The 12,791-nt window shown below is 66.4% G+C and carries 11 protein-coding genes; 4 read left to right on the top strand and 7 right to left on the bottom strand.

Annotated elements, in window-relative coordinates:
- Nucleotides 1-33 precede the first annotated feature (33 nt).
- The 3 genes from HLH27_RS16000 to phnX all read right to left on the bottom strand — a co-directional run bounded on the left by HLH27_RS16000 (nucleotide 34) and on the right by phnX (nucleotide 3,272).
- A complete protein-coding gene (locus tag HLH27_RS16000; RefSeq protein ID WP_182951044.1) occupies nucleotides 34-1,167 on the bottom strand; it encodes an acyltransferase family protein in 1,134 nt (377 codons plus the stop codon).
- A 156-nt stretch (nucleotides 1,168-1,323) separates the two neighbouring features.
- A complete protein-coding gene (locus HLH27_RS15995) occupies nucleotides 1,324-2,439 on the bottom strand; it encodes a TIGR03364 family FAD-dependent oxidoreductase (protein WP_182951043.1) in 1,116 nt (371 codons plus the stop codon).
- Nucleotides 2,436-3,272, bottom strand: coding sequence for a phosphonoacetaldehyde hydrolase (gene phnX / locus HLH27_RS15990; protein ID WP_338029934.1), 837 nt, complete (start codon nucleotides 3,270-3,272; stop codon nucleotides 2,436-2,438). Before phnX ends, HLH27_RS15995 begins: the two co-directional genes overlap by 4 nt.
- A gap of 95 nt (nucleotides 3,273-3,367) precedes the next feature.
- Between phnX and HLH27_RS15985 the strand changes: the two genes are divergently transcribed.
- A complete protein-coding gene (locus tag HLH27_RS15985; RefSeq protein ID WP_220790454.1) occupies nucleotides 3,368-4,267 on the top strand; it encodes a LysR substrate-binding domain-containing protein in 900 nt (299 codons plus the stop codon).
- 101 nt (nucleotides 4,268-4,368) lie between these two features.
- Here HLH27_RS15985 and panB read toward each other — a convergent pair whose 3' ends face one another.
- The 3 genes from panB to HLH27_RS15970 all read right to left on the bottom strand — a co-directional run bounded on the left by panB (nucleotide 4,369) and on the right by HLH27_RS15970 (nucleotide 7,347).
- A complete protein-coding gene (panB, locus tag HLH27_RS15980; protein WP_182951042.1) occupies nucleotides 4,369-5,196 on the bottom strand; it encodes a 3-methyl-2-oxobutanoate hydroxymethyltransferase in 828 nt (275 codons plus the stop codon).
- A gap of 39 nt (nucleotides 5,197-5,235) precedes the next feature.
- Nucleotides 5,236-5,796, bottom strand: coding sequence for a GNAT family N-acetyltransferase (locus HLH27_RS15975; RefSeq protein ID WP_182951041.1), 561 nt, complete (start codon nucleotides 5,794-5,796; stop codon nucleotides 5,236-5,238).
- A 129-nt stretch (nucleotides 5,797-5,925) separates the two neighbouring features.
- Nucleotides 5,926-7,347, bottom strand: a complete 1,422-nt coding sequence (locus tag HLH27_RS15970) for a helix-turn-helix domain-containing protein (RefSeq protein WP_182951040.1) — start codon at nucleotides 7,345-7,347, stop codon at nucleotides 5,926-5,928.
- Between the two features lie 119 nt (nucleotides 7,348-7,466).
- Here HLH27_RS15970 and HLH27_RS15965 point away from each other — a divergent pair, with 119 nt between their 5' ends.
- From HLH27_RS15965 to prpB, 3 genes are all read left to right on the top strand, one after another.
- Nucleotides 7,467-8,993, top strand: a complete 1,527-nt coding sequence (locus HLH27_RS15965) for an MmgE/PrpD family protein (RefSeq protein ID WP_182951039.1) — start codon at nucleotides 7,467-7,469, stop codon at nucleotides 8,991-8,993.
- Nucleotides 8,994-9,139: 146 nt separating this feature from the next.
- Complete coding sequence (gene prpC, locus HLH27_RS15960; RefSeq protein WP_182951038.1) at nucleotides 9,140-10,300, top strand: bifunctional 2-methylcitrate synthase/citrate synthase; 1,161 nt, start codon at nucleotides 9,140-9,142, stop codon at nucleotides 10,298-10,300.
- Nucleotides 10,297-11,217, top strand: coding sequence for a methylisocitrate lyase (prpB, locus tag HLH27_RS15955; protein WP_182951037.1), 921 nt, complete (start codon nucleotides 10,297-10,299; stop codon nucleotides 11,215-11,217). The genes prpC and prpB overlap by 4 nt, the downstream gene beginning before the upstream one ends.
- A gap of 48 nt (nucleotides 11,218-11,265) precedes the next feature.
- Here the strand turns inward: prpB and HLH27_RS15950 are convergent, their stop codons facing one another.
- Complete coding sequence (locus tag HLH27_RS15950) at nucleotides 11,266-12,315, bottom strand: MIP/aquaporin family protein (RefSeq protein ID WP_182951036.1); 1,050 nt, start codon at nucleotides 12,313-12,315, stop codon at nucleotides 11,266-11,268.
- Between the last annotated feature and the right edge of the window lie 476 nt (nucleotides 12,316-12,791).

Below are 12,791 nucleotides of genomic sequence, written 5' to 3'. Positions count from 1 at the left end.
CCTGCCTCTGTTCTTTTTCTGTCTCTTGGGGACTCACCTCATTTCGGCGGCCATATCGGCCATGAGTGGGGTCCGCGCCGGGCCGCCCAATCGGGTCCGCAATTTCAGAAACGGTCGTTCGACACAACAGTAGAGGCAGGCTCCGAGAACCAGCGCCACCGGGAACGCCAGCAGGATCGTGGCCAGGGGCGACAGCCGCATCGCAGGCGCAAGGGCATCCCTGACGATGTGGAACGCTATCTTGTGGCTGAGATAGAGGCTGTAGGCCCCCGCGGCCAATGCGCGGACAGGCTTGCACGACAGGCGCGCGATGACGGAACGATCGGTACTGCCCGCCGTCACAAGAAGCATCATGCTGGCGCCGACAAGCACTGGTGCCAGCATGACTGTCCACAAATTCGTGAAGGCATAAGCAAGGGCCGCCATCGCGCATACGATGCCCAGAAGGCCGGCTCCGAGCAGACGATCCGGATATTTCACGATCCGGCCCCACCAGCGCGGCCTGAATACGCGGATTGTCACGGCACCGACCCCGAGCAGCAAATCGTCGAGGCGTGCCCAGGTGGGATAATAAATCAGCTCCTGATAGGCAGGAAAGAAATGGTCGTGAATGTCGAACCAGATTGCTCCCCGGATCAGGATGCCCATCAGCAGGGTTCCAAGAATGGCGGCGCCGGTGCGCATTGGCGTCGGTTTCAGGGAGAGGCATGCAACGGCAAGGGGGAGAACCAGATAGAATTGCTCCTCCACGCACAGCGACCAGATCTGTGAAAGGGCCTTTTGCGGGGGGATGTGAACGAGAAGATTTTCCGTAAACGTGAAAAATTCCCATACCGGCGGCAGTACGGGTGTCTCACGCAGGGCCGGAAACAGGAGATAGACCATGACGATAACAAAGAAGGCGGGCAGCGTTCTCAGCAGACGTCGAAAAAAGAAGCGCCCGTAATCGGGGCTTCGGCCTCGGACAACGGGCCTCAGTAATTGCCCGGCAATCAGAAAGCCGCTCAGGGCGAAGAAGAGATCGACCCCGAACCATCCGAACCCGACAATCCACCAGGAGTCCGGAATAAAATCGAACAGGCTGGCGTGGTAGAACAGGACCCAGACAATCGCCGCGGCACGCAATACATCCAATCCTGGAAGACGCGGGGCTTGTGTTTCAGTCACGTTATCCTCGACGCTGGTCGAATGCCACGATGGATGCCGACGTTGAGGCCACGCCAAGATTGCGATCCGTCTTCGTCGCAAACGAAACCGGACGATCCATCGCGTATGGACTTCGCCCGCAACGGCCTGGATATGCAATAGGGGCGCGTTATCCCCTCACCCCCACAGATCGGCCAGCGTTTCCTCCGCGATTCCGAATGAGGTGCTGGCGCCGGTGCCGCTGCTGACGATGACCAGCCGGGTGCTGTCGGATATGCGTTCCATCAGCATGGTTTCGGGGCCGCTGGCGTAGGTGCCGGTCCAGCGCGAGATGACCGGTGGGGTCGTGCGGTGGACGGCAGCGTGTTCGGACAGGATCAGCTTGTCTACCCGTTCGTCCGTGAACGGGTTGGGTTGATCCGCATAGACGTGGGAATCGCCCACGATCTGGCTGCCGTCGGCGGCGCGCACCGCGATCAGGTGGATGCCGGCCGCCAGATGGGCCGGCTGCTCGGCCTCCAGCCGTGCCATCAGCGCGGCGTGGCCGGGCAGATGGTGGTAGCCGCGATACCGCCCCACCCCGAGGTCGGACATGATCGCCGGTTGCGCGGCATCGACCCCGCCGGGGGCCAGGCGCATCATCTGCAATTTGCAGCGCGTCAGCCCGTGGGGGCGGATGCGGTCGGGGAACAGGGTGTGGAAATCGTCGCCCGGACAGACGATGGCCGCGTCGGCATGGATCGTGCCGCGACTGGTTTCCAGCCGCGGCGGGGCTACGGAAAAGACGCTGGCCCCGCGCAGGAACGTCACCCCGTGCCGGTCCTGCAACCAGCGCGCCAGACGCGGAATGGCCTCGTGCGATTCCACCCGCACCTCATGGGGCGAATAGAGCGCGCCCAGCATGGCGTCGCCGCGCAGGCCCGGCCAGGAGGACAGCGCCTCGCGGCCCAGCAGGGTGCAGGCGGCACCCATTTCGTCCTGCCGGAAGGCCTCCAGCACCGCCATGGTCTCCGGCCGGCGCCCCAGCACCAGCAATCCGCGCTGCACCACCGGGATGCCGGCTTCGGGCGCGATTTCGGCCCAGATGTCGCGGCTGCGCCGCGCGTGCGCCCAGGACCGGCCGCGTTCCTGCCCGGTGACGGTGATGAAGCCGAAATTGCGGATCGAGGCCCCGTTGGCGGCCAGGTCGCGATCGATGACGATCACCCGCCGCCCCCGGCGGGCGGCGATCAGCGCATGGGCCAGGCCACAGATCCCGGCACCGACGACGGCCAAATCGTATCCGGCGGTCATGGGAAGGTGCGCAATTCGGTATCCGGGCGCTCGCCGGCGGCCAGCCGTGCATCCAGATGCTCCACCATCGCCGGCAGGTCGGCCACGCTGTCGATGACCGCGTGCGCGCCGGCCGCCAGCAGTTCGGCGCGGGCGCGGTCGCGCCGGGCGGCGAATTCCTCGGCCGGCATGGCCGCGATCTGCGCCGGGGTGCAGCCGAACACATTACCCGAGACCGCGACGCCCACGCTCCATGCCCCGGCATTGCGCCCCTCGGCGACGCCGACGATCGTGTCATCGACCTTCACCGCCCGCCAGGCGGGCCAGACATTCAGCGCGATCATGTTCCGCCACAGCATCAGCGGGCCGGGGCGGCCGGTGGGGGTCTCGCCGGCGCAGACCAGGCAATCCACCTCCACCCCCTGCGCGCGGGCGGCCGGCAGGATTTCCTCCATGATCTCACGCGTATAGCCAGTGGTCGATCCGATCCGCAGGCCCCGCCCGCGCAGGGATGCGACGCACGCCGCAGCACCGGGGATCGGCACCGCATGGCGCGCCGCCACCGCGACGTTGCGGGGAACGAAGGCTTCGTACACCCGGTCGATGGCCACGTCGCCCGGGGCATGGCCGTAGAGATCCTGCCACGCGGCGGCGATGCGCGGCTGGTTGAGCAGGGCGGCGACATGCGGGCGCTTGGCCAGGCCCATCGGGCGCCGAGCTTCCTCGATATCGATCGCGAGGCCGAAGCCGGCAAAGGTTTCGACAAATGCCGCCATGGGCGCGAACGACCCGAAATCGACCAACGTCCCGGCCCAGTCGAAGATCACCGCCTCGATGGAATGATGCCCTGCCACGCGCCCTGCTCCGCCTGCGACGCGGGGACCATAACGCACTGGCAATGACGCAATAAAATCGATAATAATTATCGGCGTATCGATTGAATTTATGGATGGCGGACGGCATGCAGTACGTGCAGTTGCGGGCGGTGCAGGCGGTCGCGACCCATGGCGGCTTTTCCGCCGCCGCCTCGGCGCTGGGCCTGACCCAGCCCGCGATTTCCGACCAGGTGCGGCGCCTGGAGCAGGATTATGGCTGCGTGCTGTTTCACCGGCGCGGACGGACGGTGGAGCCGACCGAGCTGGGCCGCCGGCTGCTGGCCGTCATCCAGCCGATCTTCGATGCCGAGCGCCAGGCGACGGCCCTGCTGTCGCAGGCGGCGGCGCTGGAATTCGGCACCCTGTCCATGGTGTGCGATGCGCCGGACCTTGCGGTGGCGCTGATCGCGGCCTTTCGGGCGCGTTACCCCCATGTGAGCATCAGCCTGGCCATCGCCAATGCCGATACCTGCCTCGAACGGCTGCATGCGGCCTCGGTCGATGTCGCGGTCACGGCGGCGGCCGCGGTCGATGCCCGCCTGCATGCGCAGACCCTGCGCGCGGACACGCTGATCGCGCTGGTCCATGAACAATCCGGCCTTGCCGCCCGCAGGAGCGTCTCCTTTGCCATGCTGGCCGACGAGGGGCTGATCTTTCGCGAATCGCGCTCCGCCACCCAGCGCCTGCTGGCCGGCGAGCTGCAACGCCACGCCATCAGCTGCACACCCACCCTGACGGTGGACGGGCGCGAGGCGATGGTGGAGGCCGTCGCCGCCGGGCTGGGCGCGGGCGTGATCGCGGCCAGCGAATATGGTGGGCGGCGGGGCGTGCACACGCTGCCGATCGCCGATTGCAGCGTGCGCATGGTCATCTCGCTGCTGGCCCCGCGCGCGCAGGCGGGATCGCGGCTGATCGGGGAACTGTTCAGCGTCGCGCGGACGCTGGACCGGGAGAAGGTCAGGGCGCTGCCCTGAAACCCGCCAAAGGGCAGTCGCCCTTTGGAAACCCATTCGTTATCAAATGATTGGGTTGCGAGGCGTCGGCCTGCCGGCAGGGCGGCTTTGCAAACAGCCTGTCAGCCGCCGAGGGCGCGGGCCAGTTCCTCGGGGTCCATGCTGCTGCTCTGCGCCGCCGTGGGAAAGGCGCCGGACTGCACGTCGCCCACATAGGCGCGCAGCGCATCCTCGATCGCCGTGCCGATATCGGCATAGCGCCGTGCGTGGCGGGGCGATTTGCCCGGAAACAGGCCCAGCAGATCGTGCCAGACCTGCACCTGCCCGTCGCAGCCAGCACCCGCACCGATGCCGATGACCGGAATGCGCAGCCGCTGCGTCACCGCCGCCGCCAGCGGTGCCGGCACCAGTTCCAGCACCAGGCCGAACGCGCCCGCATCCTGCAATGCCAGTGCGTCTTCCACCAGCCGCCGCGCCGCCTCGGCCTGCCGCGCCTGCACCCGCAGGCCCAGCGTGTGCTGCGCCTGCGGCGTCAGGCCCAGATGGCCCATCACCGGCACGCCCAGCTCGGTCAGCCGCCGCACCGTCGCGGCGATGGAGATACCGCCTTCCAGCTTCAGCGCCTGGACCCCGGCCTCCTGCATCACCCGCCGGGCCGAGGCGATGGCGTCGGCCTCGGTCGCATAGGTCAGGAACGGCAGGTCGGCCACCACCAGCGCCCGGCTGCTGCCGCGCACCACCGCCCGGGCGTGGCGGATCATGTCGTCCAGCGTGACCGGCAGGGTGGTGTCGGCCCCATGGACCACCATCCCCAGCGAGTCCCCCACCAGCAGCATCGGCACCTCCGCCCGCTCGGCCAGCGCGGCGGAGGGGTGGTCGTAGGCCGTCAGCATGGCGATGCGCTGCCCGGCATCCTTCATGGCCTGTATGTCGAAAACGGTGATGCGCATGATATGATCCGTGAAATATCCTGGTTAACGAACGAAAAATCAGGAGACCGATGGAACCGGCCGCCGCATGGCGCACCGTCGCGCCGCCGGCAGCCCGTGCGCGATTTCGGCCACCAGGACGCCCCGCAGGCGCGGCGTCAGCGCCGCATCGGGCAGGACGGCGAAGCCGGTGCGCGCATAGAACGGCGCATTCCACGCCACGTCGCGAAAAGTCGTCAGGGTCACGGCCGCCATGCCCCGTGCCGCCGCATGGGCGGCCGCATGTTCCAGCAATGCCCGGCCCAGCCCCCTGCCCTGATGCGCGGGCGCCACCGACATCTCCCACACATGCAGCACCGTCCGTCCGGCATCGGCACCGGCCCCGTCCTCGGTCGCCGCGCGGGCGGACAGGAAGCCGGCGACAGTGCCGCCCTCGGCCGCCACCCAGCAGGTTCCGGCCGCGATGGCCGCCAGATGCGCCTCGGCCGGCATCACGTCGTCATCCGCAATCCAGGCCAGGTCGGGGATGGTGCGAAACAGCACGCCCGACGCGTCCTCCACCGCCGGCAACAGGGCGGCCTCGTCCTGTCGGGCCGGCCGGATCTGCCAGTCATTTCCCATCGTCCGCTCTCCCCGTCCCGGTCTGGTCCCTCTTCATGCCGCCGTGCATGGAACGGACGTGCGGCGGGGTCAATCCACCTAATGACTGTTTGGGCAGGCGACGGCCCCCGAGGCGGGCGGGAACGGGCATCAGGGCGCGACCATGTGATAGGGCACGACGCCGCGTTCCTCGCTGCCGGCATCGATGCCGAAGCCGGTGGCCGGGATGGCCCGGTGGCGGCAATCGGTGCGGGTGCAGGCGCGGCAACCGGGGCCGATCGGGATCACCATCCGGTCGTCCGCCAGGTCCAGCCCGGCCGAATAGACCAGTTCCGGCGCATGCGACACCGCACAGCCCAGCACGATCGCCACCAGGCGGGGCCGGTCGAAATAGGAGACCGGCGAGTGCCCTACCGTCCGCGCGACGCTGATATAAACCGCGTCGTCGGTGGTGCGCGACATCTGGACATGCAGCTTGCCCGGCGCCGAAAAACATTCGAACACGTTCCACTGCGCGCACAGCCCGCCGAACCGGGCGCGGCTGAAGCGGGTGGCGCTGTAGCTTTTCAGCACATTGCCGGCGATATCGGTCTTGATGAAATAGAAGGGAATCCCCTCCGCCCCCGGCCGCTGCATGGTCGAGAGCCGATGGCACACCTGTTCGAAACTGACGCCGAACTGGCGCTGCAACAGGTCCAGATCGTGCCGCGTCTGCCGCGCCGCGCGCAGGAAGCGCCCGTAGGGCAGCAGCAGGGCGCCGGCGAAATAATTGCTCATCCCCACGGTGGCCAGCGCCCGCGCATCGGCGCTGGCCAGGCCCGACCGGCGCACCGGGCGGGCCAGGACCTGCCCGTATTCCAGCCGCCCGATCACCTGTGCCAGCCAGAAGGCGCTGCTTTCGGGCGGCACGCCGCCGGTCAGCGACAGACGGCGCGCGCGGCGGTCGAACCGCCACATCACCCCCTGGCTGTCCAGCGTGGCATCGGTCACGATCCGGATATCGTGGCGGTCGCGCAGATAGCGGCCCAGCGTCTCGGCCGGACCGCCCTCGTCCAGCCGCGCGGATTCGTACAGCGCCTCTGCCGCCCGGTCGATCTCGTCGAAATAATTGCGCTCGGCCTGCACCCAGTCGCCCACCGCGTCGTACGACCCGGTGCCCGGCTGCGGCGCGGGGGTGGCGGTGCCGGCCTGCCCCCCTTCCTCGCGCAGGGTCCGGAAGGCGCGATAGAGGGTCACGAACTGGTCGCACAGCCACGGCGCGCCGCGTACCGCCTCCTGCAACTGGCGCGGCGCGGGCATGGTACTGAACAGCGGGTCGCCCAGGATCTCGCGCAGTACCTGCATGCGCTGGATGTCGAAACTGTCGCTGAACCAGGTCGGCTCGACCCCGAACAGCGTGCAAAGTTTTAACAGGATTCCGGGTGTCAGCGGCCGCTGGTCGTTCTCGATCTGGTTGAGATAGCTGGCGGAAAGCCCCAGCGCCGTCGCCAGACCCTGCTGCGATTTGCCATTCCTGTTGCGCAGATCGCGAATTCTCGACCCCGCGAAGATCTTCTCGCCCGCCGTCGCCATCTTCGCATCCTTCGCAAAACCGGTGCCCGACCGTGGCACCATTTTGCCCGGATCGCCATTCCCGAATGCGCGAGAATGGCAATACTCCGCAGCAAGGACCCCAGAAGAGGAACCATGCCATGCGGCATTACGACATTACCGTCCACCCCGAGAGCGACCGGCTGGCGCGCGACGCGCAGCTGGCCTGGCAGATCGCGCAGGTCGCCGCCGACCCGGTCGCCATCGTCCCCGACGTTACCGAGATGATCGTCAATCGCGTGATCGACAACGCGTCGGTCGCCATCGCCTCGGTCAACCGCCATACGGTGGTCAGCGCCCGTGCCGAGGCCCTGGCCCATGCCCGCCCCGGCGGCGCCACCCTGTTCGGCTGCGGGCCGGATGTGCGCGTACATGCCGAATGGGCGGCCTGGGCCAACGGCACGGCGGTGCGCGAGCTGGATTTCCACGACACGTTCCTGGCCGCCGAATATTCCCATCCGGGCGACAATATCCCCGCCCTCCTCGCCGTGGCCCAGCAATGCGGCCGTTCGGGCGCCGAACTGGTGCGCGGGATCGCGACCGGCTACGAAATCCAGATCGACCTGGTGCGCGCGATCTGCCTGCACAGGCACAAGATCGACCATGTCGCGCATCTGGGCCCCTCGGTCGCGGCCGGCATCGGCACCCTGCTGGGCCTGCCTGCCGAGACCATCTACCAGTCGATCCAGCACGCGCTGCATGTCACCACCGCGACCCGGCAGAGCCGCAAGGGCGAGATCTCGTCCTGGAAAGCCTACGCCCCCGCCCATGCCGGCAAGATGGCGGTCGAGGCCGTCGACCGCGCCATGCTGGGCGAGACCTCGCCCAGCCCGATCTATGAGGGCGAGGATGGCGTGATCGCCTGGATGCTGGACGGCAAGGACGCCCATTACCGCGTCGCCCTGCCCGAGGCCGGCGAGGCCAAGCGCGCGATCCTGGACAGCTACACCAAGGAACATTCGGCGGAATATCAGAGCCAGGCGCTGATCGACCTCGCCTTCCGCCTCGGCGCCGACGTCCGGGCCTCGGGCCGCGACTGGGACGATGTGAAGGATATCCTGATCGAGACCAGCCACCACACCCATTACGTGATCGGCACCGGCTCCAACGACCCGCAGAAATTCGACCCCCAGGCCTCGCGCGAGACGCTGGACCATTCGATCATGTATATCGTCGCCGTGGCCTTGCAGGATGGCGCCTGGCACCATGTGCGCTCCTACCTGCCCGAGCGTGCGCAGCGGGCCGACACGGTGCGGCTGTGGCGCAAGATCCATACGGTGGAAGACCCGAAATGGACGGCGCGCTATCACGCCGACGATCCGGCGATCAAGGCCTTCGGCGGCCGCATCGCCATCACCTTCAATGACGGCACCACGCTGGATGGCGAACTGGCGGTGGCCAACGCCCACCCGCTGGGCGCCACGCCCTGGACCCGGCCCGATTACATCCGGAAATTCCGTGTCCTGACCGAAGGCATCCTGACCCCCGCCGAAATCGAGCGCTTCCTGGACGTAGCACAGCGCCTACCCACCCTGCGCGCCGACGAACTGCGCCAGCTTGAAATCACGCTGCCCGTCGATGCGCTGAAAGCTACGGACAAGACAGGGATTTTCAATTTTTCGGCGTGAGGCCTTTCGTCGGGGCTCTGCCTCGACACCCCGGCAGGAGGCTCGCCTCCTGCACCTCCTTAACGAACAGGGGTGAAGGGGACAACTGTCCCCTTCCGGTGCAGGGCAGAGCCCTGCGAAGCGGCACCAAAAAAAGGAGACGTGACATGACCCAAGCGTCCAAGCCCAAGAAATCGGTCGCCCTGTCCGGCATCGCCGCCGGCGAGACCGCGCTGAGTTCCGTCGGCCATGCCGGCAACGAGTTGCAGTATCGCGGATACGACATCAAGGACCTGGCGGAATCCTGCGAGTTCGAGGAAGTCGCCCACCTGCTGATCCACGGCCATCTGCCCGACGCCGCCGAACTGGCGGAATACAAGGAGCGCCTGCGGTCGCTGCGCGGCCTGCCCGTGCGCCTGCGCCGCCTGCTGGAGGATATTCCGGCCGCCGCCCACCCGATGGACGTGATGCGCACCGGCGTTTCCGCCCTGGGCTGCATCCTGCCCGAACGACGGGACATGAACCCGGTCGGCGCGCGCGAGATCGCGGACCGGCTGCTGGCCTCGATGGGGTCGGTGCTGCTGTACTGGTATCATTTCTCGACCAACGGCAAGCGCATCGATGTCGAGACCGATGACGAGACCATCGGCGGCCATTTCCTGCACATGCTGCACGGCCATGCGCCGCCCGCCGACTGGGTGCGGGCCATGCATGCCTCGCTGATCCTGTACGCGGAGCACGAATTCAACGCCTCGACCTTCGCCTGCCGCGTGGTGGCGGGCACGGGGTCGGACATGTATTCGGCCGTGACCGCCGGCATCGGCGCGCTGCGCGGCGCGCGCCACGGCGGCGCCAACGAGGTGGCGCTGGAAATCCAGCAGCGGTACCAGACGCCCGACGAGGCCCAGGCGGACATCCTGCGCCGGCTGGAAAACCGCGAGGTCGTGATCGGATTCGGCCATCCGGTCTATACCATCGCCGATCCGCGCAACGCCGTGATCAAGCAATGGGCGGAACGGCTGTCGGCGCGCTGCGGCTCCATGCGGCTCTACAACGTCGCGGAACGGGTGGAGCGGGTGATGGCCGACAACCGGAACATGTTCGCCAACCTCGATTGGTTCAGCGCCGTTTCCTACAACATGATGCGCATCCCCACCGCCATGTTCACGCCGATCTTCGTGATCGCGCGCCTGACCGGCTGGAGCGCCCACGTCATCGAACAGCGCGAGAACGGCAAGATCATCCGCCCCTCGGCGGACTATATCGGCCCCGACAAGCGGCCCTTCACGCCCCTGCACCAGCGGGGCGGACTGGAGAAAGCAGCATGATCTACCTGACAGGCGGCGCCACTGACGGCGTACCGGCGGGGCGGCGCTTCCGCGCGCTGCTCCAGTCGCCCGGCATCCTGCAACTGCCCGGTGCCCATAACGGCCAGGCCGCGCTCCAGGCGAAGGATGCGGGGTTCGACGCGCTCTACCTTTCGGGCGCGGCCATGACGGCCAGCATGGGCCTGCCGGACCTGGGCATCATCACCATCGAGCAGGTGACGTTCTTCATCCGCCAGATCGTCAACGCCACCGGCCTGCCGCTGCTGGTCGACGGCGATACCGGCTATGGCGAAGTGCTGAACGTGATGAACATGGTCCGCACCTTCGAGGATGCCGGTGCCGCCGCCGTGCATCTGGAAGACCAGATCCTGCCCAAGAAATGCGGGCACCTGAACAACAAGAAACTCGCCACCCCGCACGACATGGCCCTGAAGGTCGGCGCCGCCCGCAAGGCCGCGCGCGACCTGGTCGTCATCGCCCGCACCGATGCCGCCGCCAGCGAAGGGATCGACGGTGCCGTCGCCCGTGCCAGGCTCTATATCGAGGCCGGGGCCGACGCGATCTTCCCCGAGGCCCTGACCACCGCCGAGATGTTCCGCGAGTTCGCCCGCCGCATGCCGGGCGTCAAGCTGCTGGCCAACATGACGGAATTCGGCCGCACCCCCTTCTTCACAGCCCGCGAGTTCGAGGAGATGGGCTACAGCATGGTCATCTGGCCCGTCAGTTCGCTGCGCGCCGCCAACAAGGCGCAGGAAGACCTCTACGCCACCCTGCGCCGCGACGGCAGCACCGAGGCCATGCTGCCCCATATGCAGACCCGCGAAGCCCTGTATCGCACCCTGCGCTATCATGAATACGAGGCGCTGGACCAGTCGATCGTGGAGACGGTCCTGCCTGTGGTCAGCGAACCGGTGTGAGGGCGCAGGGCGCTGCCCTGCACCCCCATTCACTGAAGCCGGCAGCTCTTACGAGCTGGCGGCTTTTTCGGGGGCTTTTTGCAGCATCTGGATTGTTTCCAGATGCTGCTTGTATTCCTCGTAATGCTCGGGGGCCGCGTGAACGAAATGCGGGTCCTCCATATGCGGCACCCGGCCGTGATGCCCGAAATTGATCAGGCGCGCTTCCATGAGGTGGATCTTGCCGAGCAGGTCGGCCTTGATCGCCATCACCGCCAGGCAGGAACCGATGAACGGGCCCAGCAGATAGATCCACAGCCCGGTCCAGTTGCCGGCAAACAGGTCCGGCCCGAACGAACGCGCGAAATTGGCGCTGTTGCCGGAAATCCAGGCCGTGAGCGGGTTCATCACGAAAAAGAAGATGCCGCCGATCCAGGGCGTAAGCCATTTATGCTTGGGATGCGCCGCCAGCCAGTACAGCGTGGCGATGAGCAGCCCCGTGACCAGGATCTCCGACCCCAGCGCAAACCAGACGGAAATGCCCGTATACGGCACCGTCGCGCCGTAATGGGTGGCCAGCGCATGGATCTTCCACGACGAGAAGACGTACCCCGCCCCATAGACAGCCGCCGTTCCCAGAACCGCGCCCAAGACCTGCGATACGACATAGCCGAGGGCATCGATCCACACGATCTTCTTCGACAGCATGAAGGCCAGCGTGACCGACGGATTCAGGTGCGCGCCGCTGACCTTGCCGAACGGCGTCATCGCCGCGGCCGTGCCCGCCATGCCGAAGCACAGGCCGCACAGGGCCGCCTGAAAGGCCGGATGGAAGGCCAGCAGCCTGCCCATCAGGGTCCCGGGTGCCGAAAGAACGATGACGCAGCCCAGGCCGATCACCATCAACACCGCCGTGGCCACCATCTCGCACAGATACAGCCGCCAGTGAAACGGGCGCTCCGGATGCGGCTCACCCGCCAGGGGCCGGTCGTGGAAATGGATATGAAAATGCGGCCAGTGAATGTGCGGCAATCGGACATGGGGAAGATGAAAGTGCGGCAAATGAAGATGGGGCAGATGGATATGCCAATCTCCATGCTTCCTGTCGTCTCGTGACATTTTCTGGCTCACCATCCTCGAACATTGTTCACGCCTAAATGGTCATCTAGCGATCCCGCATACAATCACCTCACCATATCTCGGTATTGAATGGGGGAAATTCAATATAACATTTTTGCGACTGCGATCCTGTATCTCCAGAAACCCGTTAATATGATTTCTTTCCTGCATTAATACATATTCTATATATTTTTTATTTATTGGATCCATCCGATGCCGCAGATGGTTCTCGACTCATGAGAAATCGACATGGATTTCCGCGTTCGGCCCCTGATTCACAGCCCCAAAAGCACGGAAGCGTCGTGGGGGGACGGCATACCCCCCGAATTTATGCGAACGAAAACAGGGGGAAGAGCGCTTCTATCTCTTCCGGGAATGTTCGCGACAGATTCCCCGCCGGAGAAAGCGGACGAGAAACCCCGTTTCCTGCACGGCACCATGCGCGGGTCTGGAAAAAGACAGACCAAGGCGCCATC

This window comes from Gluconacetobacter takamatsuzukensis, assembly GCF_014174275.1.
Taxonomy (GTDB): Bacteria; Pseudomonadota; Alphaproteobacteria; order Acetobacterales; family Acetobacteraceae; genus Gluconacetobacter; species Gluconacetobacter takamatsuzukensis.
The sequence above is the reverse complement of the archived record's forward strand: the minus strand, read 5'-3'. Positions and strand labels throughout refer to the sequence as shown.

Excerpts from the sequence above, each read along its gene's own strand:
- HLH27_RS15970 (WP_182951040.1), bottom strand. The coding sequence starts at position 7,347 with ATGGCGACGGCGGGCGAGAAGATCTTCGCGGGGTCGAGAATTCGCGAT.
- HLH27_RS15995 (WP_182951043.1), bottom strand. The coding sequence starts at position 2,439 with ATGACCGCCGGATACGATTTGGCCGTCGTCGGTGCCGGGATCTGTGGC.
- prpC (WP_182951038.1), top strand. The coding sequence starts at position 9,140 with ATGACCCAAGCGTCCAAGCCCAAGAAATCGGTCGCCCTGTCCGGCATC.
- HLH27_RS15975 (WP_182951041.1), bottom strand. The coding sequence starts at position 5,796 with ATGGGAAATGACTGGCAGATCCGGCCGGCCCGACAGGACGAGGCCGCC.
- panB (WP_182951042.1), bottom strand. The coding sequence starts at position 5,196 with ATGCGCATCACCGTTTTCGACATACAGGCCATGAAGGATGCCGGGCAG.
- HLH27_RS15965 (WP_182951039.1), top strand. The coding sequence starts at position 7,467 with ATGCGGCATTACGACATTACCGTCCACCCCGAGAGCGACCGGCTGGCG.
- HLH27_RS15950 (WP_182951036.1), bottom strand. The coding sequence starts at position 12,315 with ATGTCACGAGACGACAGGAAGCATGGAGATTGGCATATCCATCTGCCC.
- HLH27_RS15985 (WP_220790454.1), top strand. The coding sequence starts at position 3,368 with ATGGCGGACGGCATGCAGTACGTGCAGTTGCGGGCGGTGCAGGCGGTC.
- prpB (WP_182951037.1), top strand. The coding sequence starts at position 10,297 with ATGATCTACCTGACAGGCGGCGCCACTGACGGCGTACCGGCGGGGCGG.